Genomic DNA, 23,254 nt, shown 5'->3' on the forward strand with positions numbered 1-23,254 from the left:
ATTTGCGCGCGATAATATCACACTTAAGCTTGTGCGCACGGCTCCACCAGCCACTTGTTCCAGCAGGCCCGAACCATCGCCCGCTCGGCTACAAAGCAGGATTCCGCTACATGGCCCGGCAGTTCCTGCAACGCCAGATGATGCAGTTCATCGCGCAGCGTGGTGTACGCCATCGTCAGCGCACGTGCTTCCTGCTCGTCCATAATGTCGTTTTGCGCCAGTAACTCGAGAATGCGCACGTTATCAGACCAGCGCGTCAGCTTCGGTTTCTCATGGGCGTAGCGCAACACCAGGTATTGCGTGATGAATTCAATATCGGTAATGCCACCTTCGTCTGCTTTGATATCAAAGCGATCGCGGTGTTTATTGCCTAAATGCGCGCGCATCTTTTCACGCATTTCACGCACTTCCGTTTGCAGCTTACTGCCGTCGCGCACGTTCATCATGATGTCACGGCGGATAGCATCAAACTGAACGGTCAGTTGCGGATCGCCATAGACCACGCGGGCACGCACCAGCGCCTGATGCTCCCAGGTCCAGGCCTCATTCTGCTGATAATCAGCAAAGGAATCAGTCGATGTCACCAGCATGCCTGCCGCACCTGACGGACGCAGGCGGGCATCCACTTCATACAAAATGCCGGATGAGGTACGGGTACTGAAGAGGTGCATAACACGCTGCGCCAGACGCAAATAGAACTGGCGACCATCAATTTCACGCTCACCGTCGGTCATCACATCCACCGGGCAATCATGAAGGAAGATCAAATCGAGATCGGAGCTGTAGCCCAGCTCCCAACCGCCGAGCTTGCCGTAACCCACCACCGCAAAACCACGGCCCTGTCGGTCGTGCAGATGTTTTGGCTGGCCGTAGCGCGAAACCATCAGGCTCCACGCCTGCTGAACAACCGCATCAATCATTGCTTCTGCCAGCCAGGTTAAGTGATCGCTCACTTTCATTACTGGCAGCGTGCCAGCAATATCGGCAGCCGCCACACGCAGCATCTGCGCCTGCTTAAACTGACGCAGCGCTTCCAGTTGCTGCTCTTCGTCATCATCCGGTACACGCAGCAGATACTGGCGTAACTCGTCGCGATAAGCATCCATCGCTGTCGGTTGATAGAGCGTGTTCGGGTCGAGCAGTTCATCCAGCAGCAGCGGGTAGCGGGCCAGTTTCCCGGCCACCATCGGCGATGCAGCACAGAGAGAAATCAGGTGCTTACGTGCCCCCGGGAATTCGCTGAGCAGTTCGAGGTAGGTGGTACGGGTGACAATCCCGATGAGCAGCGGCGTGATACGCGACAGTGGAACAGGTGCATCCTCACGTGAGCAGACATCACTCAGCAAATGCGGCATCAGATGGTCCAGCACCTGGCGACCACGCGGCCCGATGGTGCGTTTATCGAGCTCTTTGCGGAAATCCGCCACCAACTCCAACACGCGGTGGCGATCGTCATCGGACAAATGTGCCAGCGCAGGGGTACTGTCATCTTCCTGCAACGCGTCCTGCCATAATTCGCGCCAGTGCTCGGGCAGCGCATCGTCCTGTGCTTCGGTGGCGTCGTCTTCACCAATCAATGCGTTGAAGATTTGCCTTACGCCCGCCATCTGTTCAGACAGCGTCGCGGTTAAGGTTTCCCAGTCCGCCATTCCCATGCCCCAGGCCAGACGGGCGCGGTTCAGCTCATCACCCGGTAAGGTTTGAGTCTGTTCATCGTTAATGCTTTGCAGCAGATTTTCCAGACGACGCAGGAAAAGATAGGCTTCACGCAGCGTCGGCGCATCGTTACCAGGCAACAGCCCAAGCTGCTCAATAGCCTCAAGCGTGGGTAACAACGAACGGGATTGCAGTGACGGTTCACGCCCACCACGAATTAGCTGGAAGACCTGAACAATAAATTCGATCTCGCGAATACCGCCCGCGCCAAGCTTGATGTTGTCAACCAGGCCGCGACGACGTACTTCACGGGCGATCATCCCTTTCATGTTACGCAGCGACTGAATCACGCTGAAATCGATATAGCGACGGAAAACAAATGGCCGCAGCATGGCGCGAAGCTCGCTGGCATAGACATCCTCTTTATCGCCCATAATGCGCGCTTTCACCATCGCATAGCGCTCCCAATCGCGCCCTTGCTCCTGGTAATAATCCTCAAGCGCGGCGAAACTCAGCACCAGCGGGCCGCTTTCGCCAAACGGACGCAGACGCATGTCCACCCGGTAGACGAAGCCGTCCTGCGTCGGCTGATCCAGCACTTTAATCAGGCGCTGGCCAAGACGGGTAAAGAACTGCGCATTGTCGAGTTCCCGACGGCCACCGCGTGTGGCTCCGTTTTCCGGCCAGGCAAAAATCAGATCGATATCTGAGGAAAAGTTAAGCTCCCCACCTCCCAGCTTGCCCATCCCCAGAATCAGCAGTGGCTGCGGTTCGCCCTGCTGATTACTGGGCGTTCCCCACTCTTTGCAACAGGCCTCGTATAGCCAGTCACGGGCGGCAACAATCAGGGTTTCCGCCAGTACACTGAGTTGCTGCAATGAATCCTGTTCAGCCACCAGCGACAACGACTGTGCCCAGGCAATACGCACCATCGTCCGGCGGCGGAACAGGCGCAGTGCGCGCATTAATGATGCCTCATCCGTCACCGTTTCCAGCAACTGGCGCAATGCGTCGGCGTAGGTCTGCCACTCATCGGCCTGTGGTGCAGCGCTTTCGAGCTCTGCCAGCCAGTCAGGATGCGCAATCAAGCTGTCCTGAACAAAATCACTGAATGTGAGTACTGACTTCGCCTGCTCGCTAAGCGGCTTCTCGCTAAACGATTCCGGTAGCCGTGACTGCACGGTCTGCCAGTGCTGCTGTAACTGTGAGGATTGCGGCATCATGTGGGGTGTCCTTCACCAAATTAGCGTTTTCCGCTGTGCAGCCAGAACGGTGGCTGACAGATTGCTTCATTGCGAAAATGTTCAATCTCAATGTGCTGGCGGGTTGTGATGGCATGCAGCAATCCCTGCCAGTTTTCAATCCAGGCATTCGCTAGCGCGGTATCGTAATAGCCAGCCAGTACTAAGACGCTGTCAATGTCTCTGGACAGTCGTGGTAACTGGTCGCGATAGCTATCGCCGAGCGGATGGGCAAACGTCTTTTTCAACTCCGAGGCGCTGCGTGACAAATGGGTATCGGCAAAGCGCTTGAAGGAATCGGCAAATTTCGCCTGGGCTTTTTCATCCAGGAACAGACGCCAGCCCTGACCAACCAGCCACTCGGTTAACAACAGTTTCGCGCTGGAGGCTTCTGCACTCCATGCCGCCGTCACAGCTGAGACGTCAGACGTGAGCGTTGCTTCTGTTTGGGTCAGTAAATCGCGCAGATGAGCGCTGGCTTTGCGCGGCACAATACCGCCAAAGAGCATCAGCGTATGGCGAACCAAAGCAATAGCCTGCAGCACGTCTTCTTTCGCACGACGCTCGCCGCGTACCCAGAGTTCTTCGTGGTATTGCCAGTGCGACAGCGCAGTTTCGAGCGCAGTGGCAAACCCAAGCTCCGTGGATGCTTTGGCCGGGACCTTCACAATACTCACCGCACGACGCTGACGCACCGGGTTCCCTTGCGCCAGGTGATACCCTCGCGCGGCTTTACTCAGGCTACCCTGACGTAACCCGGACTGAGTTACCAGTTGGCGGGCAAGCTTGAGGATGTCGGCCGGATCGCCACTCAGCAGCTCAAGCTCCATTTCACAAATCGGCTCTGCATGCTCACCCGCTTTCACTTCGCCCAGATCGAGGGCAATTTCAATGCGGCTTTCACCGAGCGTGACCAACCACTTTTCCCGGTCAAAATGGGTGCTGAACAACGGCTGCACACGCCCGGCAAGATCCTCCGGCAAATGCCCTTCTGGCCAGACTTCTTGCGGAAACTGTGACAGTTCCAGTTCGGGTTTTTCCAGCGAAATGTTATATTCCGGGCGCTGATGTAGCCCGCCGACAACACGACCGGCGATTTTCATCGTCATTTCGTATTTGTCGTCATACCCACGAATACGCAGCCCCATATCATGACGACGCAGCCAGTTGTCTGGCGTCTCGTAATAGATATTCAATAGCTGCGTGGCCGCCACATGTTCGGCGGTGAGGGTATGAAGATGACTGCGAAGCGTGTCGACGCTATCGGGGTGAACGTAAAACTTTAATTCGATTTCCTGGGCCATGGCTTTGCACTTATGGTTATGTCACATCAGTAGATATTTCGGCGAACTAACACGCCAGATGTTTGTCAGTAGATAGTATTTTGTGTCAGATTGCCATGCAATGCGCGATCTTACAGGTGCAAAAGTTCACTTATACGTTCTGTTCGACCTGGAAGATTCTGATTGATGCCGCCTGCCAGCTGTCGTCAGACTGTTGGCATTATTACCGTTCACGTTTAAAGATAATAACGACTGCCTGATGCTTAAATTACGCCTGATTGGATTAACCTTATTTGCGCTTAGCGTTTCCACCCTGGCTCACGCCGAAGAAAAACGTTACGTCTCTGATGAACTGAATACCTGGGTCCGCAGTGGTCCGGGTGATAATTACCGTCTGCTGGGTACCCTGAACGCGGGCGAAGAAGTGGAATTGCTGCAAACTAACGAAGCCAGCAATTATGCCCAAATCCGTGACAACACGGGCCGTACGTCATGGATCCCCCTCAAAGAGCTAAACACTCAGCCGAGCCTGCGAACCCGTGTGCCGGATCTCGAAAATCAGGTCAAAACGCTGACCGACAAACTCAACAATATCGACAATACCTGGAACCAGCGCACTGCTGAAATGCAGCAGAAAGTGGCCGGTAGCGACAGCGCGATTGACGAACTGAAAGCCGAAAATCAGAAGCTCAAAAACGAGCTGATCGTGGCCCAGAAGAAGGTCAGCGCTGCTAACCTGCAACTGGACGACAAACAGCGCACCATCATCATGCAGTGGTTTATGTATGGCGGTGGCGTACTGGGCGTTGGCCTGTTCCTCGGTCTCGTATTGCCGCACATGATCCCACGTCGCAAGCGTAAAGATCGCTGGATGAACTAAGCACATTAGCCATCTTCTACACTCTTACGTATTATCTGTCGGCTAAAATGAGAACCTGTCGCAACATCGCGGCAGGTTCATGTAAAAGTCAGACAGCGTAAGGAGCGAGGCGGTGAAGAGTTATCTGGTCGGCGGTGCAGTACGAGATACGTTATTAGGACTGCCGGTCAAAGACAGAGATTGGGTGGTTGTTGGCGCAACGCCCACCGAAATGCTCGATGCGGGCTACCAGCAGGTAGGTCGCGACTTCCCCGTGTTCCTTCATCCCCAAAGTCATGAAGAGTATGCCCTCGCCCGCACTGAGCGAAAATCAGGCTTCGGCTATACCGGTTTCACCTGCTATGCCGCACCGGACGTAACGCTTGAGCAGGATTTGCTTCGCCGTGACCTTACTGTAAATGCGCTTGCCCAGGACGACGATGGCAATATTATCGACCCTTACGGTGGGCTGAACGATCTGCGTAACCGCCTGCTGCGCCATGTCTCCCCTGCCTTTTCTGAAGACCCTCTTCGCGTACTGCGCGTGGCGCGGTTTGCTGCCCGCTATGCACATCTGAGCTTCCGTATTGCTGACGAAACTATGACGCTGATGCGCGACATGACCGCCGCGGGTGAGCTGGCGCATCTGACGCCGGAGCGCGTCTGGAAGGAGATGGAGGGAGCCCTTAAAAGCCGTAATCCTCAGGTCTTTTTCCAGGTACTACGCGACTGCGGCGCCCTGAAAGTCCTCTTCCCGGAAGTGGACGTGCTGTTTGGCATTCCGGCCCCCGCAAAATGGCACCCGGAAATTGATACCGGCGTGCACACGCTGATGACGGTTTCTATGGCGGCTATGCTGAGCCCAGAAGTCGACGTCCGTTTCGCGACCCTTTGCCATGACCTTGGCAAGGGGCTGACGCCGCCAGAACTCTGGCCACGTCATCATGGGCACGGACCTGCCGGCGTCCGCCTGGTGGAAGGTGTCTGTCAGCGTTTTCGCGTGCCTAACGATATCCGCGACCTGGCGAAACTGGTGGCAGAGTTTCATGACCTGATCCACACCTTCCCGATCCTGCAGCCCAAAACCATCATCAAGCTGTTCGATTCTATTGATGCCTGGCGCAAACCGGAGCGCGTAGAGCAAATCGCGCTGACCAGTGAAGCAGACGTGCGTGGTCGTGCCGGGTTTGAAGCTTGTGATTATCCGCAAGGACGTCTGTTACGCGAAGCGTGGGAAATCGCCAGAAGTGTGCCGACCAAAGCGGTCATTGAGGCCGGTTTTAAAGGGATAGAAGTGCGGGAAGAGCTGACGCGTCGTCGTATTGACGCTGTTGCTAACTGGAAAGCACATCGCTGCCCTCAGCCTAAAGACTGAGGGCATAATCGTTACATGAAGACCATGTAGACCGCTGCTGCGACGATAAAACGGTAGATCGCGAAAGGAATGAACGAAATACGTTTAATCAGATGCAGGAAGGTTTTAATCGCCACCAGCGCCACAATGAATGCCGTCACGAAACCAACGGCAAACATCGGAATATCGCCCACGGTGAGGAATTTCATGCTCTTGTAGAGATCCAGCGCCGTCGCCCCCATCATCATCGGTACGGCCAGCAGGAACGAGAACTCTGACGCAGCATAGCGACTTACGCCCATCAGCATCCCACCGGAAATGGTAGCGCCTGAACGAGAGAAGCCTGGCCAGAGCGCCAGACACTGGAAGCAGCCTATCATAAAGGCCTGACGGTAGGTCATGTCGTCGAGACCTTCCGCACGTGGCACTTTCGGCTTAAGCACTTCCGCCGCGATCAGCAGGAAGCCCCCCACAACCAGCGCATACATTACGTTAATGGGGTTAAACAGTGATTTAATCGTATCGTGGAACACCAGACCCAGCACCACTGCCGGGATCATCCCCAACAGAATATGGCCCAGATTAAGACGCCCTTTGCCTGCTCCTTCATGAGGCGGATGCCCGAAATGAATCCCAATCAAACCAAACAGACGCCGCCAGAACATCACCACTACTGCCAGTATTGATCCTAGCTGGATCACCACTTCGAAGGTATTTGCCGTCTCTCCCTCAAACCCCAGCAGATGCCCCACAATGATCATGTGGCCCGTACTGGAGACCGGCAAAAACTCCGTCAGTCCTTCGACAACACCCAGAATTGCCGCTATCAGCAGCGAGTGCATATCGCTCATCAAATACCCCTAAACATAAAAAACGGCTACCCCACCGGGAAGCCGCAAAACGGTCATCACGTATGACCAGAAGACTAGCGTTTGGTTTAACGATTATGAATTTAAATAATTTTTTTCGGATTATTGCCACGCTCAATGATTACGCCCACATTGGCAGCACGTGCCACTGCGCCAGGCTTACTCAATTTGATACGCACCCAGGGCGATTTAAAGCGGCTCAGCAGCAGATCAGCGACCTCTTCAGCCACGCGTTCCACTAAAGCGAATCGGGCACCTTCCACATGGCCCACTACCGTTTCGGCGATGTCGGCATAACTCAAACAATCGTTAACATCATCGCTTTTGGCCGCCTGGCGGTTGTCCCATGCCATTTCGATATCGAACACCAGCTTTTGTTCGATGGTTTGTTCCCAGTCATACACACCAATGGTGGTGATTACCGAAAGTTGCTCTATAAATACAATGTCCATCACGCCCCGCCTGCTTTTTGACTTACCTGGATACCACTTTCCATAAATTGTGCGTATTATCCACTGATGCAGAGAATAAAACGACATTTTCACAATGGAACAGCGTTATGAGTGCAATCGCGCCTGGAATGATTCTCCTCGCGTACCTTTGTGGCTCAATTTCCAGCGCCATTCTGGTCTGCCGCATTGCGGGTCTGCCTGACCCTCGCGAGAGTGGTTCCGGTAACCCCGGAGCGACCAACGTTTTAAGAATTGGCGGCAAAGGAGCAGCCGTAACGGTACTGATTTTTGACGTGCTGAAAGGCATGTTACCCGTCTGGGGTGCCTACGCTCTGGGCATGACTCCCTTCTGGCTCGGGCTTATTGCCATTGCCGCCTGTCTCGGTCATATCTGGCCCGTTTTCTTTCATTTTCAGGGTGGGAAAGGTGTGGCGACCGCGTTTGGTGCTATTGCACCTATCGGCTGGGATTTAACGGGTGTGATGGCGGGAACCTGGCTTTTGACGGTGCTACTAAGTGGTTACTCTTCGCTGGGTGCAATTGTCAGCGCCTTGATCGCCCCCTTCTACGTATGGTGGTTTAAGCCGCAGTTTACTTTTCCCGTCGCGATGCTCTCCTGTCTGATTTTGATTCGCCACCACGACAATATCCAACGTCTCTGGCGTCGTCAGGAAACCAAAATCTGGCACAAGCTGAAGAAGAAAAAAGAGACGGATAAGCAGTAAGACGAAGAACGAAAGCCCGGTAAGCCAAAGGCCACCGGGCCATCAATCAGGCAGCAGGCAGTTCAGACAGTGGCCAGCGCGGACGCACCGTTACACCTAATCCCGCGGGTTCCCCCGCTTTCAGGCGTACCATTCCGGCATAAGCAATCATCGCACCGTTGTCAGTACAAAACTCCGGGCGGGCATAGAAGACTTCACCACGACGCTTTTTCATCATCTCGGCGAGCTTCGCGCGCAGCGTGCGGTTAGCACTGACGCCACCGGCCATCACCAGGCGGGAAAAACCGGTCTGATCCAACGCACGTTTGCACTTGATCATCAATGTATCAACCACTGCATCCTCAAACGCACGGGCGATGTTGGCACGGGTTTGGTCGTCATTACCGTTGTTGCGAATCGTGTTTGCGGCAAAGGTTTTCAGCCCTGAAAAACTGAAATCCAGCCCCGGACGGTCAGTCATCGGACGCGGGAAAATGAAGTGGCCCTCTTCGCCCTGAGAAGCCAGTTTTGACAGCATGGGGCCGCCAGGATAATCCAGACCTAACAATTTTGCCGTCTTATCAAAAGCTTCACCCGCTGCATCGTCAATAGACTCACCCAGCAACTCATACTGGCCGATACCCGTGACACTGATAAGTTGGGTATGCCCACCAGATACCAACAGCGCGACGAAGGGGAATTCTGGCGGGTTATCTTCCAGCATCGGGGCCAGCAGATGCCCTTCCATATGATGAACCGGAATCGCCGGCACACTCCAGGCGAAGGCCAGTGAGCGCCCGACAGTTGCACCAACCAGCAGCGCACCAACCAACCCAGGACCGGCAGTATAAGCCACCGCATCGATATCTTTTGCCGCCAGACCCGCTTCTTTAATCGCCGCCTGAATCAATGGCACAGTTTTGCGAACGTGATCGCGGGAAGCCAGTTCCGGCACCACGCCGCCGTAGTCCGCATGCAGTTTTACCTGACTATACAGTTGGTTGGCGATAAGCCCTTTTTCGTCGTCGTAAATCGCGATGCCAGTTTCATCGCAGGATGTTTCAATGCCCAGTACACGCATGGCTGTTTTTACCTCGCTTCAATGCCGCGCAGTGTAGGTCCAATGGACCTTGTTGTAAAACTTTACTCTCCCCTTGAAAGGAGTTCGTGTATACTCCTCTCCCTTACAAAAGTCCCTTTCAAAAACGGTAGTGGTGCTTTACAAAGCAGCAGCTATTGAAGTAAAATTCCGCACCATTTTGAAATAAGCTGGCGTTGATGCCAGCGGCAAACCGAATTTATTAAAGGTGAGAGTTACATGCCGGTAATTAAAGTACGTGAAAACGAGCCGTTCGACGTAGCACTGCGTCGCTTCAAACGTTCATGCGAAAAAGCAGGTGTTCTGGCGGAAGTTCGTCGTCGTGAGTTCTATGAAAAACCGACTACCGAACGTAAACGCGCTAAAGCTTCTGCTGTGAAACGTCACGCGAAGAAACTGGCTCGCGAAAACGCACGCCGTACTCGTCTGTACTAATGTCTTGAGAGCCTATGCTCTCAGATCAGACTGAGTTGTAGTTGAAAGGCCGTGCTTCCGAAAGGAATGCGCGGCTTATTTTCGTTTATGAATTGTTAAAAATGAATGGGGCATATGGCTGGACGAATCCCACGTGTTTTTATCAATGACCTGTTGGCGCGCACGGACATCATCGATCTGATCGATGCGCGTGTGAAGCTGAAAAAACAGGGTAAGAACTGGCACGCTTGCTGCCCATTCCATAACGAAAAAAGTCCTTCCTTCACCGTAAACGGTGAAAAACAGTTTTATCACTGCTTCGGCTGTGGTGCGCACGGCAACGCTATCGATTTTCTGATGAACTACGACAAGCTCGAGTTCGTGGAAACCGTTGAAGAACTGGCGGCTATGCACAACCTTGAAGTGCCTTATGAAGCAGGCAGCGGACCCAGTCAGATAGAGCGCCACCAGCGGCAAAGTCTCTATCAATTGATGGATGGTCTGAATGCGTTTTATCAGCAATCCCTGACGAACTCTGCTGCAGAACCGGCGCGCCAGTATCTGGAAAGACGTGGTTTAAGCAGCGATGTCATCGCCCGTTTTGCGATTGGTTATGCCCCTCCTGGCTGGGACAACGTGTTAAAGCGTTTTGGTGGAAATCAGGAAAATCGTCAATCTTTGATTGATGCGGGCATGCTAGTCACTAACGATCAGGGGCGCAGTTACGATCGTTTTCGCGAACGGGTCATGTTCCCTATCCGCGATAAACGGGGCCGGGTGATAGGTTTTGGGGGGCGCGTTCTGGGTAACGACACGCCGAAATACCTCAACTCACCAGAAACCGATATTTTCCATAAAGGACGTCAACTGTACGGTCTTTATGAAGCGCAACAAGCGAGCGATGAACCTCAGCGACTGCTGGTCGTTGAAGGTTATATGGACGTAGTCGCACTGGCGCAATACGACATTAACTATGCCGTTGCATCACTGGGGACTTCGACAACAGCGGATCACATCCAGCTGCTGTTCCGGGCGACCAGAAATGTGATCTGCTGCTACGACGGCGACCGTGCGGGTCGGGATGCTGCCTGGCGTGCGCTGGAAACAGCGCTGCCTTACATGAATGATGGTCGGCAGTTACGCTTTATGTTCCTGCCAGATGGCGAAGATCCGGACACGCTGGTACGTAAAGAAGGCAAAGCGGCGTTTGAAGCGCGAATGGAGCAGGCTCTGCCACTCTCCACGTTTTTGTTTAACAGCTTGCTACCGCAAGCAGATCTGACAACGCCAGATGGCTCTACACAGCTCGCGGCGTTGGCTTTGCCCCTGATCAGTCAGGTACCGGGCGAAACATTGCGTATTCAGTTGCGCCAGCTGTTAGGTAACAAGATTGGTATTTTCGATGATGCTCAGCTTGATCGTTTAATGCCAAAACTGGCCGAAAATGCCGCGCCGCGCCCCGGTCCTCAGCTAAAACGCACAACCATGCGTATACTGATAGGACTGCTGGTGCAAAGCCCGGAACTGGCACCACTGGTTCCACCATTAACGGGTCTGGATGACTCAAAAATGGCCGGACTTGGTTTATTTGCAGAACTGGTCAACACTTGTTTGTCACAGCCAGGTCTGACGACCGGGCAACTGCTGGAGCAGTATCGTGGCACAAAAGAAGCAGCGACCCTTGAAAAACTGGCCACGTGGGACGATATAGCAGATAAGGACATTGCAGAAAAAACGTTCACCGATGCGCTCAATCATATGTTTGATTCGATGCTTGAACGGCGGCAGGAAGAGTTGATAGCTCGCGACCGCACTCATGGTTTAAGCAGCGAAGAACGCCGGGAACTCTGGCAATTAAACCAGGAACTGGCGAAAAAGTAAATTCAACGGCTTAAGTGCCGATAATCGTTCGGGAAGCGCCCGACAGCCGCACTGAGAGGCAGCGGCAAAAATATAAGTAGGCCCTCGTTACACCAAGTTGGCGGTTTCATTTCGCTGACCGACACCAACCCTCTTGAATTAAGTGTGGATACCGTCTTATGGAGCAAAACCCGCAGTCACAGCTGAAACTTCTTGTCCAACGTGGTAAGGAGCAAGGCTATCTGACCTATGCCGAGGTCAATGACCATCTGCCGGAAGATATCGTCGACTCCGATCAGATCGAAGACATCATCCAAATGATCAACGACATGGGCATTCAGGTGATGGAAGAAGCACCGGATGCCGATGATCTGCTGCTTGCCGAAACCTCGAATAACACTGATGAAGATGCAGAAGAAGCTGCTGCGCAGGTTCTTTCCAGTGTTGAGTCTGAAATTGGTCGTACAACCGACCCCGTGCGCATGTACATGCGTGAAATGGGCACCGTTGAGCTGTTGACCCGCGAAGGCGAAATCGACATCGCTAAACGCATTGAGGACGGGATCAACCAGGTTCAGTGTTCCGTAGCCGAGTACCCGGAAGCTATCACATACCTGCTGGAGCAGTACGATCGTGTCGAAGCTGAAGAAGCTCGTCTGTCTGACCTGATCACTGGCTTTGTCGACCCTAACGCTGAAGAAGATTTAGCCCCGACTGCTACACATGTTGGTTCTGAACTCTCTCAGGAAGAGATGGATGACGACGAAGACGAAGATGAGGACGAAGAAGAAGAGGAAGACGACAACAGCATTGACCCTGAGCTGGCACGTGAGAAATTCGGTGAGCTGCGCACGCAGTACGAAAAAGCACGTGACACCATTAAAGCCAAAGGTCGTAGCCACGCTGATGCCGCTGCCGAAATTCTGCAACTGTCTGAAGTCTTCAAACAGTTCCGCCTGGTACCGAAACAGTTCGACTACCTGGTAAACAGCATGCGCGTCATGATGGACCGCGTTCGTACGCAAGAACGTATCATCATGAAGCTGTGTGTTGAACAGTGCAAAATGCCGAAGAAAAACTTCATTACCCTGTTCACCGGGAATGAAACCAGCGAAACCTGGTTCAACGCAGCACTGGCAATGAACAAGCCGTGGTCTGAAAAACTGCACGATGTGGCAGAAGATGTTCAGCGTGGCCTGCAGAAACTGCAGCAGATTGAAGAAGAGACCGGCTTGACCATCGAGCAGGTAAAAGACATCAACCGTCGCATGTCCATTGGTGAAGCGAAAGCTCGCCGTGCGAAAAAAGAGATGGTTGAAGCGAACTTACGTCTGGTTATCTCTATCGCCAAGAAATACACCAACCGTGGTCTGCAGTTCCTTGATCTGATTCAGGAAGGCAATATCGGTCTGATGAAAGCGGTAGATAAGTTTGAATACCGTCGTGGTTACAAGTTCTCCACCTACGCAACCTGGTGGATCCGTCAGGCGATCACCCGCTCTATCGCAGACCAGGCGCGCACCATCCGTATTCCGGTGCATATGATTGAGACTATTAACAAGCTCAACCGTATTTCTCGCCAGATGCTGCAGGAGATGGGCCGCGAGCCGACGCCAGAAGAGCTGGCCGAACGCATGCTGATGCCGGAAGACAAGATCCGTAAAGTGCTGAAGATCGCCAAAGAGCCAATCTCCATGGAAACACCAATCGGTGATGATGAAGATTCGCATCTGGGTGATTTCATCGAGGATACCACCCTCGAGCTGCCGCTGGACTCTGCGACCACCGAGAGCCTGCGAGCTGCCACTCACGACGTTCTGGCTGGCCTGACTGCCCGTGAAGCGAAAGTTCTGCGTATGCGTTTCGGTATCGATATGAACACCGATCACACGCTGGAAGAAGTGGGCAAACAGTTCGACGTTACCCGCGAACGTATCCGTCAGATCGAAGCGAAGGCACTGCGCAAACTGCGCCACCCGAGCCGTTCTGAAGTGCTGCGTAGCTTCCTGGACGACTAATCGCCCATTGCGTAATACTCAACGCCACCCTCTGCGGTGGCGTTTTTTTTATTCGGCATCTGCTTAAATGAGGTAATATCAGCCGCAATATTATTTTTGAAACACTAAATATTCATAGTTTACATATATAACTAAAATATAAATCAACCATCAATATTTAAGAATTTAATCACATCACCCTAGAATATAAATGAACAAGTTTCAAACGCCATTCCAATAACATTCATAAAATCTATTGAGAATCACAATTCATTTATAAAAAACACACTAAAACAACCCCCCTCGCAATATTACATGTGTAAACCATCAATTCCGCACACTCTCCCTCTGCTGGTGTTGTTTATACATCTTGCTTATGCTAAAAAGCAGAACAAATAAATACAGCCTCAAGCACAGGAAGTAAAAAACACGCAGAAAGTCTTCATCTGTAATGATGAAGTTTTTCTGCTTTTCTGGAATCAGCGAACCATTGAACAATGGAGACTGAATTGGTTGCTGTGGGAGCGCGACTGACCACAGAGGAATAGTCAGTATCCCCAAACGGAGTTCCTCGGGGATCAACGTAGAAGATGATATGTCTACACATAAACTAAAGCAGTTGGCCACCTTGTTGCGTAGCTATATGGCAAGAATTAATTTAGCCTGGATTCAGTGCCATCTTGCATGGATTGTTATTGCCACCCCAATGGCATTACTCCTCATTTATCTGATTATTTTTAGTCAGCCCCGCTACGTCAGCGAATCAAAGGTTGCAGTAAAACGACCTGGGGATATTGAAAATACCAGTCTGAATGTTGGTTTAATGCTCGGCGCATCTAATCCCAGTGCAGCCGAAGATTCACTCTATTTAAAAGAATACATAACCTCAGCTGATATGTTGAAAGTTCTTAATGAGCAGCTGACATTCCGCTCTGACTGGCAACACTTTGGTTTGGATTTTATTCATCATTTATCTGAACAGGCTACCGCAGAACAGATGCTGGCTTATTACCAGGATCGGATATCTGTCATTTATGATGATAAAACAGGTTTGCTGGCGATTCAGACTCAAGGATTTGATCCTGCATTTGCCCAACGTTTTAACATTGCCGTGCTTAAAGAGTCCGAGCGCTTCATTAACGAGCTTTCACACGGTATTGCACGTGATCAACTGAGTTTCGCGGAAGAAGAATTACGGCAGGCGCGACTACGACTGGATGAGAGCAAGAAAGCATTACTCACGTTCCAGAACCAGAACAATATCCTCGACCCGGAAGCATCGGCAAATGCCACCACTTCGCTTCTGACCGCATTGCAGGGGAAGAAAATTGAGCAAGAAGCACAACTACGAAATCTGTTGAGCTACCTGCGCGAAGACGCCCCGCAGGTCATCAGTACGCAAAACGCCATTAAAGCGTTACAAGCACAGATCGATGCGGAGCAAAGCAAAATCACCGCCCCAGGCAGCAATAAGCTCAACAGCATGGCCTCTGATTTTGAAGAGATAAAAGCTAAAGTCACTTTTGATACTGAAATGTACGCCATGGCGGTTAAAGCCATCGAAAAAATCCGTCTCGAGAGCGCCCGCAAACTGAAGGTACTGGCCGTCATCAATTCCCCCCAGCGAGCAGAAGAGTCGACGTTTCCGAATAGCGGCTACCTTATCGCAAGCTGGCTGCTGGTCTGTTGCCTGCTTTTCGGCACCATCAAATTGCTGCTTGCCGTCATTGAAGATCACAAAGATTAATTTAGACGCACCGTTGAACTGACAGAGTTGAAAATGAAAATATTCAAATGGGTCCTGCTTCTTCTGATGAGCAAGGCCGTATATGCCGCAGGGCTAACCGATATCACCGCCGCCCCTCAACTGACCGGGGCCGCTCCTCTGCCGTCCATCATTTCTGGTAAGGCAGATGAGGCTCAAGTCGCAACCGGTTTTGACAACACGCCACCACCTGTTGCAGCAGGCCTGCCAAGCCGAATGTTTGGAGCCCAGCTTTTTACCTCCATCAGTGCAGCATCAGGCGTGGGCCTTGGTTTCAACCCCAGCTACGTGATTGGTCTTGGTGACACCATCCAGATCCGCTTATGGGGTGCATTCGAACATGAAGGCGTTCTGACCGTTGATCCGAAAGGCAATATTTTCTTACCCAATATCGGGCCATTAAAAGTCGCGGGTATGACTAATGCGCAACTGAACAACACGGTGACCGCGAAGATTAAAGAGGTCTACACCGCGAACGTCAACGTCTATGCATCACTGCTTCAGGCGCAGCCGGTCAAGGTCTTCGTAACGGGATACGTCCGCAGTCCGGGCCTCTATGGCGGTGTAGCTTCTGACTCCCTGCTCTCTTATTTGAGTAAAGCAGGCGGTGTAGACAGCGAACGCGGCAGCTATGTGGATATCACCGTAAAACGTGGCAAAAGCGTACGTTCACGCGTGAATCTGTATGATTTTCTCCTGAACGGGCAGTTAGGATTAACACAGTTCGTCGATGGCGACACTATCGTCGTCGGGCCACGCCAGCATACATTCAGCGTCGACGGAGACGTCTTTAACAGCTATGACTTCGAGTTTGCCAACAGCACGATTCCAGTCACCGAAGCATTGAACTGGGCTCGTCCGAAGCCTGGAGCAACGCATATGACAATTATTCGCCAGCAAGGCACGGTTAAACGTAGCGAATACTACCCACTCAGTGCAGCGTCTGGCCGCACTCTTCAGGATGGCGACCGCCTGATTGTCAGTTCTGACCGTTACGCGGGGACCATTCAGGTGCGTGTCGATGGCGCGCACTCTGGCGAACATGCGGTCGTTCTTCCTTACGGTTCTACTATGCGCCAGGTACTGGCACAGCTTCGCCCGAACAACATGTCGCAGATGAACGCCATTCAGCTTTACAGAACTTCTGTCGCCCAGCGCCAGAAAGAGATGCTGGATCTGACGCTTCAAAAGCTGGAAGAGGCCTCTCTCTCCGCACAGTCATCCACCCAGGAGGAAGCACGTCTGCGGATGCAAGAAGCACAGTTAGTCAGTCGCTTTGTTAACAAGGCGCGCAACGTCGTACCGAAAGGCGAAGTGGTGCTTAACGAAAGCAACATCGATTCCGTGCTGCTAGAAGATGGCGACATCATTGTGATCCCAGAGAAAACTTCATTAGTGATGGTGCACGGTGAGGTGTTGTTCCCGAATGCCGTGAGCTGGCAGAAAGGCATGGATGCAGAAGACTACATCAGGAAATGTGGTGGTCTGACGCAAAAATCAGGCAATGCGAAGATCATCGTTATCCACCAGAACGGCGAGTCGGTTGATGCAGATGATGCAGGCGACTTACGTGCTGGCGATGAAGTGATGGTATTGCCGAAGTATGAATCAAAGAATATCGAGGTCACACGCGGCATCTCTACCATTCTGTATCAACTGGCCGTGGCAGCCAAAGTTGTGCTGACACTCTAAGCAGAGCGTCATTCGGTTTCTCCAGGGATAGACGGAGAACGTAAGCGATCGAGTGGGATCGCGTTCATTGGACGAAAAGGTACATTCATGGAACGAATGAACAATGTGCTGGGTATTTTTTCTGCGGGTATCTGGCGCATTCCCTGCCTTGAAAGCTTACTGCCCGGCAAGCCTGTGCGCCTGTCGGTGCTAAAAGCCATTCCCGAACATATCAGTGCGGTTGCCGTTTGGGGGCATCGCCCAAGTGCCGAAAAGCCAGTTGCCCTGGCGAAAGCGGCCGGGTTGCCCATTATTCGCCTGGAAGACGGATTTATCCGCTCGCTCGGGCTCGGCGTGCAACGCTGCCCGCCCCTGTCGATGGTGATCGATTATCAGGGAATCTATTACGACGCCTCCACACCCAGCAGCCTTGAACAACTCATTCAGGACAGTGCGGGCAATCAGGCAATATCAGACACTGCAAACGCTCTGATGCAGACCCTCGTTGAAGAAGATCTATCGAAATATAACCAGGCTTCGCCCTTTGTCGCACCAGTCCCCATGCCAAATGCGGTGCTGGTCGTTGACCAGACTTACGGTGATGTTTCAGTAACTAAAGGAAATGCCAGCGCCAACAGTTTTCAGACCATGCTTAACCAGGCGGTACAAGAAAATCCCGATACTGAAATCTGGGTGAAAGTGCATCCGGATGTATTGTGCAGTAAGAAAAAAGGCTACTTCTCCGCGTTACAGCAGAATGCACAAGTACGCCTTTTTACTGAAGATGTTAGCCCGCAATCGCTTCTTCGACATATGCAGAAAGTCTACGTGGTCACTTCACAATATGGCTTTGAAGGTTTAATGGCGGGTAAACCCGTCATCTGTTTTGGGCAACCCTGGTACGCAGGTTGGGGACTGACTGACGATCGCCATCCGCAGGCAAATACACTTGCTGCTCGCCGTGGGAATGCGACACTCAATGACCTCTTTGCCGCAGCCTATCTACGATATACCCGCTATCGTCACCCGGTGACGGGGAAACCAACAACGCTGGGCTGCGTAGTCGAGTGGTTGGCCTTACAACGTCGCCATGCACTCGAAAGACGAGGCACATTGTGGGCTCCGGGCTTGAGTTTGTGGAAAACAGCCGTTCTCAGGCCATACCTGAAAACCACGGGGAACAACGTACGCTTCGCCAGGCAATGCCCTAACGCCAACGCCCTGATCGCCTGGGGAACAAACGGCGAAGCCAAATGGAAAAAACACGCCGACGCGCAGAATATTGCGCTGTGGCGCATGGAAGATGGGTTTATTCGCTCTTCCGGATTGGGTTCAGACCTGCTTGCACCGTTATCCCTGGTACTCGATAAAAGTGGGATTTACTACGATGCTTCACGCCCTAGTGACCTCGAGAATCAGCTCAACACCAGCCAATTGAATGCGTACCAATGTGAACGTGCTGACGCGCTGCGACGACAACTCGTGCTCAATAAAGTCAGTAAATACAATCTTGGGAAGGACTGGCAGCTACCCCATGAGGCCAGCGGGAAAAAAGTCATATTAGTACCAGGACAAGTTGAGGATGACGCATCAATTGCCACTGGTGCCCTATCGATCAAAACCAACAGTGCGTTACTGAGAACGGTGCGCGAACGGAACCCGGATGCTTATATCGTCTATAAACCCCATCCGGATGTTTTAGTCGGTAATCGCAAAGGGCAAATTCCAGCCGAAGATGTCGCTCGCTGGGCCAATTGTCAGGCACTGGATGCCGACATTATTCAGTGTATCCAATATGCCGATGAGCTACATACGATGACATCCTTATCGGGCTTTGAGGCGCTGCTCCACGGCAAGGAAGTACATTGTTACGGTATGCCCTTTTATGCTGGCTGGGGCTTAACTCAGGACGAACACACTCTTTCCCGCCGCACGCGTCAGCTCGTCCTTGAGGATCTGGTGTGGCAGACATTAATCGCCTATCCGACCTACATTCATCCGCAGCGACTTGAGCCCATGACAGCAGAGGAAGCCGCCGAATGGTTAAGCTCGGCTCCGCGCGGTGAAATGAAAATAACGCAGAAGAATATCGGTCGACTGGCCAGGCAGTACCGCAAAGTAAAGATGTTTTATAAGATCAGGTTTGGATAGAGCACAACGGAATGATGCAAAATAATACGGTTAAGACATTACTCGCCGGGAAAAAATATCTTCTCCTGCAAGGACCAATGGGCCCTTATTTTAACGATGTCGCCGCCTGGCTGGAAACACTGGACCGGGAGGCCGTGAACGTTGTGTTTAACGGCGGTGATCGTTTTTATTGCCGCAACCGCCCCTGCCTGACGTATACCCAAACAGCGAAAGAATTTCCGACCTGGTTGAAAAAGATCTGGGCTGATTATGCGTTCGACACCCTTTTATGTTTTGGTGATTGTCGCCCTCTTCATCAAGCTGCACGCGCATGGGCCAAATCCAGAGGTATTCGTTTTCTCGCCTTTGAGGAAGGTTACCTGCGTCCACACTTTATTACCGTTGAGGAAGGGGGCGTTAATGCGTATTCCTCAATGCCTCGCGATCCTGAGTTTTATCGTGCCCTTCCAGAAACACCACCCGCTAACGTTGTAAAACTGAAACCTTCCTCTGCCCAGCGTTGTATGCACGCGACCTGGTACTATTTAGTCGGTTGGTATTATCGCCAGGAGTTTGAAAATTACCGGCATCACAAATCATTTTCCCCTTGGTATGAGGCAAAATGCTGGGTGCGAGCCTGGTGGCGTAAGCACTGGTATGGCTACAAGCAGCGTAATGTACTGCAGACTCTGCAGACCACTCTGGACCAACGTTACTACCTCGCCATTCTGCAGGTTTATAATGACAGCCAGATTCGCAATCACAGTCCGTATGCGGATGTGCGAGATTACATCAACGATGTGATGTATTCATTTTCCCGCAAGGCACCATTAGGACATGTGCTCGTGATTAAACACCATCCTATGGACCGTGGTCATCGTCTGTATGGGCCGTTGATTAAGACGCTGGGTAAAAAATACGGAATATCCAGTCGTGTGATTTACGTGCACGACGTCTCAATGCCTGAGCTTTTAACTCATGCCAGAGCAGTGGTGACGATTAACAGTACGGCGGGAATTTCAGCATTGATTCATAACAAACCGCTGAAAGTGATGGGCAATGCCCTGTACGACATCAAAGGAATGACGTATCAGGGACATTTGCACCAGTTCTGGACGGCAGACTTTAAGCCGGATATGAGGTTGTTTGAGAAGTTTCGGGGATATTTGCTGGCAAATACTCAGATTAATGCGGTGTATTACAGTTCGAGATCGAAGATTTTTCAGCATCAGGTAGCAAAAATTGACATGGCATTTAAAAAATGCCCTGACCTTTATGGGTGAATTTATATATAGCCATAAATTTTCAGAGCATATAAAAAAATAAAACCCAGGAACCCTCAGAATCATAATAAAAGTGATGAGAATTTCTTTATGAAACATCACCATCAAAAAACAAAGATACATTAATACTATAAAAACAGCTCTCATTAAAGCTTAAAGAGTTTTTAATGCCTTTAATAAAAACATATCCAATTACTATTTAAAAGCAATCTTACCAATCCATTTTAAAAGAGAAAAATTGGACTCATTGAAAAATCGATCGGGAGTCTCTTTCAATTTGATCTTTTTCTTACCTGAGACAAAAATATTAAAAAGAGAAATAAAAACATACCCAATTATGGTTTTTTTCTTAATGTTTTTTCTCGTCCTCCATACCTTGCCAACATTTTTATTACTATCAGAAGTTAACATTTCATTTAATACCGTTTCATTAACAGCACCTTGTTTTTTTATCGAACCAGATGAATTATTGATATTTTTAGAACCAATCCCATTATTATCAGAAATTCTTAAGTGCCAATTTAAATAACTTCTCGGTGAGTAATCACACCCATATAAATCCCAACCTGAAATATACGTATGCTTATTGAAATTCAAGACCCCAACATTGATATAATCATAAGCATGTGCTTTACGATCAACAAAATCCCTAATTAGATCTTGCGCAGTAAACCAACTATATTTCTTGAAAATCAGCCATGAAAAAAATAGTTTTACTTTACTATCATCCCTCATTGAAAATGTATTTTTTAAAATATCAGCGACAATCTCAGAAACTGAATTCTTCCTAATTGATAGCCTATCATGAGAATTATAATAGGCGTTTCCAACATTATACAATGGTTTACGATGTGCAATTGCTAGCAAACCCACACCTGAATTATATAGCCCTACAGCATCGCTTATATCAATCAAAGCATGAATGTTATCATCCTGACTTGTGAGAATTACATTCACATAGTCCTCAGTCCAAGTCATATCATATTTACTAAGAGGGTGTTGCTTAATAATGAAAATGACATCTTCATTATTAACAACAGCTTCCTTAATACCCTCTTCAAAAAACTCGTAGCTAGTATAGCCTTCAGTAAAATACCTAACAGCCATATCGTCACGTAATTGTAGCGGAATAAATATTTTCTTTTTGTCTGTAAATCTCAACAAAGTATGCTTGCCCCATGTATCTTCATAAGATTGCATACTCTCTAATGAATGATTACCTTTTCTTAAAGTTTCAATGATACTACCAGTTAATTTAATTTGGTTTTCAGTAAAATCATCAAAAGATAACTCATCGTAAATCCGATGATATTCATCATCGCCATATGCTACTTCATCAGCATAATAAAGAGAATTAGGTAATCCTCCACGCTCAATAACTGTCACACTCACACCAACTTTTTTTGCAACCTCAACAATCCCTCTAAACATTACGTGACTTTTCATATATGGGTTAAAAATAAAAATCCTGTCAACTTTTTTATTTTCAACCATCCGAAGAGCTGCAATTATTTCATCATCTACTTTCTCATTAAGAATAGTTAGCTTATACCCTGCAAGCCTTAATGGAAGAAAATACCCCCACTGAGCCTCATCACTAAAAATGCATAATGCTGATTTTTCACGCTCTAAATAATCGACATTTAGTAGCCTAGCATTTGATTCAGCATATTGGTTAAATACAATATTAAACCTTTCTCGCTTCCAGTCATTACTACGAGTCCAATACCCTTTACTTGCTGGTTTCTCATGCCAAAGATGAAAAGCTTTTAAACCCAGGCTTTCACATGGCAGTGTAAATACCTCAAGGTAGCGCCGAAAACCTGCATACTCTTTATCCCCCCAAAATGACTCTTTCAAAGGCCCATAGAAATCTTTACTTAATTCATCTGGTGGCGGTACATTAGTTGTTAATCTCGCTAGTCTAATTAAAAATTCAAAGTCCTCAGAACCATGTCCACGAAATTCATCACAATAGCCACCAGAAAGGTTGAACATATCGCGATGAATTAAAAAAGTATTACTATAAGGGGCAATGAACTCAAATAAAGTACCGAACTCAGTACCAAGGCCATTGACCCCCCATCGGGCTAGAATTTTATCCTGCTTACTATTATTATCTAACTCTTCGAAGTACGTCGTCGCTTTTTTATTTAAATGAAAAATTGGCATGGAGATAACTTTCATTGGATTTGCTTTCAAATCCAATTTAGCTGCTATAGAAGTCAATCTATCAAAAAAATCACGTTCATAAACAAAATCAACGTCTGAAAAAAGAATAAATTCTGTTTTGGAGTTTTTAAACCCAATATTTCTAGCTTTTGACGAGGAGAATTCATCATAATCAGAAACATATACCAACTCAGAACAAAATGATTTGCATATCTCTCTTATTTTTTCAGAATAAGGTTCTTTTGAGCCAAAATCAATAATCATAAAATTCGGCGAAGGATCATAAAACCCCAAAGTAAACATCAATCGTTGAATAATCCAAGGTGTAATCTCACTGGCACGAACACAAATACATACTGTAATGTCACTCACGGATAACTCATTTGAGACAATATTTGATTTAACTGCATCAACTAAATTAAAATTCATAAAATAGAAACCATTA

The 23,254-nt window shown here is 49.9% G+C and carries 16 protein-coding genes; 10 read left to right on the top strand and 6 right to left on the bottom strand.

The features are described from left to right. Positions 1–23 precede the first annotated feature (23 nt). A complete protein-coding gene (glnE, locus tag AC5JPW_RS23225; protein ID WP_494243430.1) occupies positions 24–2,879 on the bottom strand; it encodes a bifunctional [glutamate--ammonia ligase]-adenylyl-L-tyrosine phosphorylase/[glutamate--ammonia-ligase] adenylyltransferase in 2,856 nt (951 codons plus the stop codon). A gap of 20 nt (positions 2,880–2,899) precedes the next feature. Beyond that, positions 2,900–4,201, bottom strand: a complete 1,302-nt coding sequence (locus AC5JPW_RS23230; protein WP_494243431.1) for a CYTH domain-containing protein — start codon at positions 4,199–4,201, stop codon at positions 2,900–2,902. A gap of 238 nt (positions 4,202–4,439) precedes the next feature. Between AC5JPW_RS23230 and AC5JPW_RS23235 the strand changes: the two genes are divergently transcribed. Both AC5JPW_RS23235 and AC5JPW_RS23240 read left to right on the top strand, forming a co-directional pair. Beyond that, positions 4,440–5,060, top strand: a complete 621-nt coding sequence (locus AC5JPW_RS23235; RefSeq protein ID WP_494243433.1) for a TIGR04211 family SH3 domain-containing protein — start codon at positions 4,440–4,442, stop codon at positions 5,058–5,060. 112 nt (positions 5,061–5,172) lie between these two features. Further along, a complete protein-coding gene (locus tag AC5JPW_RS23240; RefSeq protein ID WP_494243435.1) occupies positions 5,173–6,414 on the top strand; it encodes a multifunctional CCA addition/repair protein in 1,242 nt (413 codons plus the stop codon). Between the two features lie 11 nt (positions 6,415–6,425). Here the strand turns inward: AC5JPW_RS23240 and bacA are convergent, their stop codons facing one another. Further along, complete coding sequence (gene bacA, locus AC5JPW_RS23245) at positions 6,426–7,244, bottom strand: undecaprenyl-diphosphate phosphatase (protein ID WP_494243437.1); 819 nt, start codon at positions 7,242–7,244, stop codon at positions 6,426–6,428. Positions 7,245–7,345: 101 nt separating this feature from the next. Then, positions 7,346–7,714 (bottom strand): bifunctional dihydroneopterin aldolase/7,8-dihydroneopterin epimerase, encoded by a 369-nt coding sequence (gene folB, locus AC5JPW_RS23250; RefSeq protein WP_494243438.1) that lies wholly within the window; start codon positions 7,712–7,714, stop codon positions 7,346–7,348. A gap of 107 nt (positions 7,715–7,821) precedes the next feature. Between folB and plsY the strand changes: the two genes are divergently transcribed. Next, positions 7,822–8,439 (top strand): glycerol-3-phosphate 1-O-acyltransferase PlsY, encoded by a 618-nt coding sequence (gene plsY / locus AC5JPW_RS23255; protein ID WP_494243440.1) that lies wholly within the window; start codon positions 7,822–7,824, stop codon positions 8,437–8,439. 46 nt (positions 8,440–8,485) lie between these two features. Here plsY and tsaD read toward each other — a convergent pair whose 3' ends face one another. Continuing rightward, positions 8,486–9,499: a tRNA (adenosine(37)-N6)-threonylcarbamoyltransferase complex transferase subunit TsaD gene (tsaD, locus tag AC5JPW_RS23260; RefSeq protein WP_494243442.1), complete on the bottom strand. Its 1,014-nt coding sequence runs from the start codon at positions 9,497–9,499 to the stop codon at positions 8,486–8,488. A gap of 237 nt (positions 9,500–9,736) precedes the next feature. Here tsaD and rpsU point away from each other — a divergent pair, with 237 nt between their 5' ends. The 7 genes from rpsU (at position 9,737) to AC5JPW_RS23295 (ending at position 20,637) form a co-directional block, all read left to right on the top strand. Continuing rightward, complete coding sequence (rpsU, locus tag AC5JPW_RS23265; protein WP_001144069.1) at positions 9,737–9,952, top strand: 30S ribosomal protein S21; 216 nt, start codon at positions 9,737–9,739, stop codon at positions 9,950–9,952. Between the two features lie 114 nt (positions 9,953–10,066). Next, the gene (gene dnaG / locus AC5JPW_RS23270; RefSeq protein WP_494243463.1) at positions 10,067–11,812 is read left to right on the top strand and encodes a DNA primase; all 1,746 of its coding nucleotides are present in this window, start codon (positions 10,067–10,069) and stop codon (positions 11,810–11,812) included. A gap of 158 nt (positions 11,813–11,970) precedes the next feature. Beyond that, on the top strand, positions 11,971–13,809 hold the full coding sequence (gene rpoD, locus AC5JPW_RS23275; protein WP_494243464.1) for an RNA polymerase sigma factor RpoD: 1,839 nt from the start codon (positions 11,971–11,973) through the stop codon (positions 13,807–13,809). Positions 13,810–14,383: 574 nt separating this feature from the next. Continuing rightward, positions 14,384–15,535, top strand: a complete 1,152-nt coding sequence (locus AC5JPW_RS23280) for a capsule biosynthesis protein (RefSeq protein WP_494243466.1) — start codon at positions 14,384–14,386, stop codon at positions 15,533–15,535. 33 nt (positions 15,536–15,568) lie between these two features. After that, on the top strand, positions 15,569–17,245 hold the full coding sequence (locus tag AC5JPW_RS23285) for a polysaccharide biosynthesis/export family protein (protein WP_494243467.1): 1,677 nt from the start codon (positions 15,569–15,571) through the stop codon (positions 17,243–17,245). Between the two features lie 105 nt (positions 17,246–17,350). Beyond that, complete coding sequence (locus AC5JPW_RS23290; protein WP_494243932.1) at positions 17,351–19,375, top strand: capsule polysaccharide biogenesis protein; 2,025 nt, start codon at positions 17,351–17,353, stop codon at positions 19,373–19,375. A gap of 14 nt (positions 19,376–19,389) precedes the next feature. Then, positions 19,390–20,637 carry a capsule polysaccharide biogenesis protein gene (locus tag AC5JPW_RS23295; protein ID WP_494243934.1) on the top strand — a complete coding sequence of 416 codons (1,248 nt, stop codon included), beginning with the start codon at positions 19,390–19,392 and terminating at the stop codon, positions 20,635–20,637. A gap of 195 nt (positions 20,638–20,832) precedes the next feature. On the opposite strand, the gene AC5JPW_RS23300 is transcribed toward AC5JPW_RS23295, so the two are convergent. Further along, on the bottom strand, positions 20,833–23,238 hold the full coding sequence (locus tag AC5JPW_RS23300) for a capsular polysaccharide export protein, LipB/KpsS family (RefSeq protein ID WP_494243469.1): 2,406 nt from the start codon (positions 23,236–23,238) through the stop codon (positions 20,833–20,835). Between the last annotated feature and the right edge of the window lie 16 nt (positions 23,239–23,254).

The sequence above is a fragment of the Phytobacter sp. genome, assembly GCF_059074235.1.

Excerpts from the sequence above, each read along its gene's own strand:
- AC5JPW_RS23300 (WP_494243469.1), bottom strand. The coding sequence starts at position 23,238 with ATGAATTTTAATTTAGTTGATGCAGTTAAATCAAATATTGTCTCAAAT.
- plsY (WP_494243440.1), top strand. The coding sequence starts at position 7,822 with ATGAGTGCAATCGCGCCTGGAATGATTCTCCTCGCGTACCTTTGTGGC.
- AC5JPW_RS23280 (WP_494243466.1), top strand. The coding sequence starts at position 14,384 with ATGTCTACACATAAACTAAAGCAGTTGGCCACCTTGTTGCGTAGCTAT.
- AC5JPW_RS23285 (WP_494243467.1), top strand. The coding sequence starts at position 15,569 with ATGAAAATATTCAAATGGGTCCTGCTTCTTCTGATGAGCAAGGCCGTA.
- tsaD (WP_494243442.1), bottom strand. The coding sequence starts at position 9,499 with ATGCGTGTACTGGGCATTGAAACATCCTGCGATGAAACTGGCATCGCG.
- rpsU (WP_001144069.1), top strand. The coding sequence starts at position 9,737 with ATGCCGGTAATTAAAGTACGTGAAAACGAGCCGTTCGACGTAGCACTG.
- AC5JPW_RS23230 (WP_494243431.1), bottom strand. The coding sequence starts at position 4,201 with ATGGCCCAGGAAATCGAATTAAAGTTTTACGTTCACCCCGATAGCGTC.
- AC5JPW_RS23235 (WP_494243433.1), top strand. The coding sequence starts at position 4,440 with ATGCTTAAATTACGCCTGATTGGATTAACCTTATTTGCGCTTAGCGTT.
- AC5JPW_RS23295 (WP_494243934.1), top strand. The coding sequence starts at position 19,390 with ATGCAAAATAATACGGTTAAGACATTACTCGCCGGGAAAAAATATCTT.
- folB (WP_494243438.1), bottom strand. The coding sequence starts at position 7,714 with ATGGACATTGTATTTATAGAGCAACTTTCGGTAATCACCACCATTGGT.
- bacA (WP_494243437.1), bottom strand. The coding sequence starts at position 7,244 with ATGAGCGATATGCACTCGCTGCTGATAGCGGCAATTCTGGGTGTTGTC.
- rpoD (WP_494243464.1), top strand. The coding sequence starts at position 11,971 with ATGGAGCAAAACCCGCAGTCACAGCTGAAACTTCTTGTCCAACGTGGT.
- dnaG (WP_494243463.1), top strand. The coding sequence starts at position 10,067 with ATGGCTGGACGAATCCCACGTGTTTTTATCAATGACCTGTTGGCGCGC.
- glnE (WP_494243430.1), bottom strand. The coding sequence starts at position 2,879 with ATGATGCCGCAATCCTCACAGTTACAGCAGCACTGGCAGACCGTGCAG.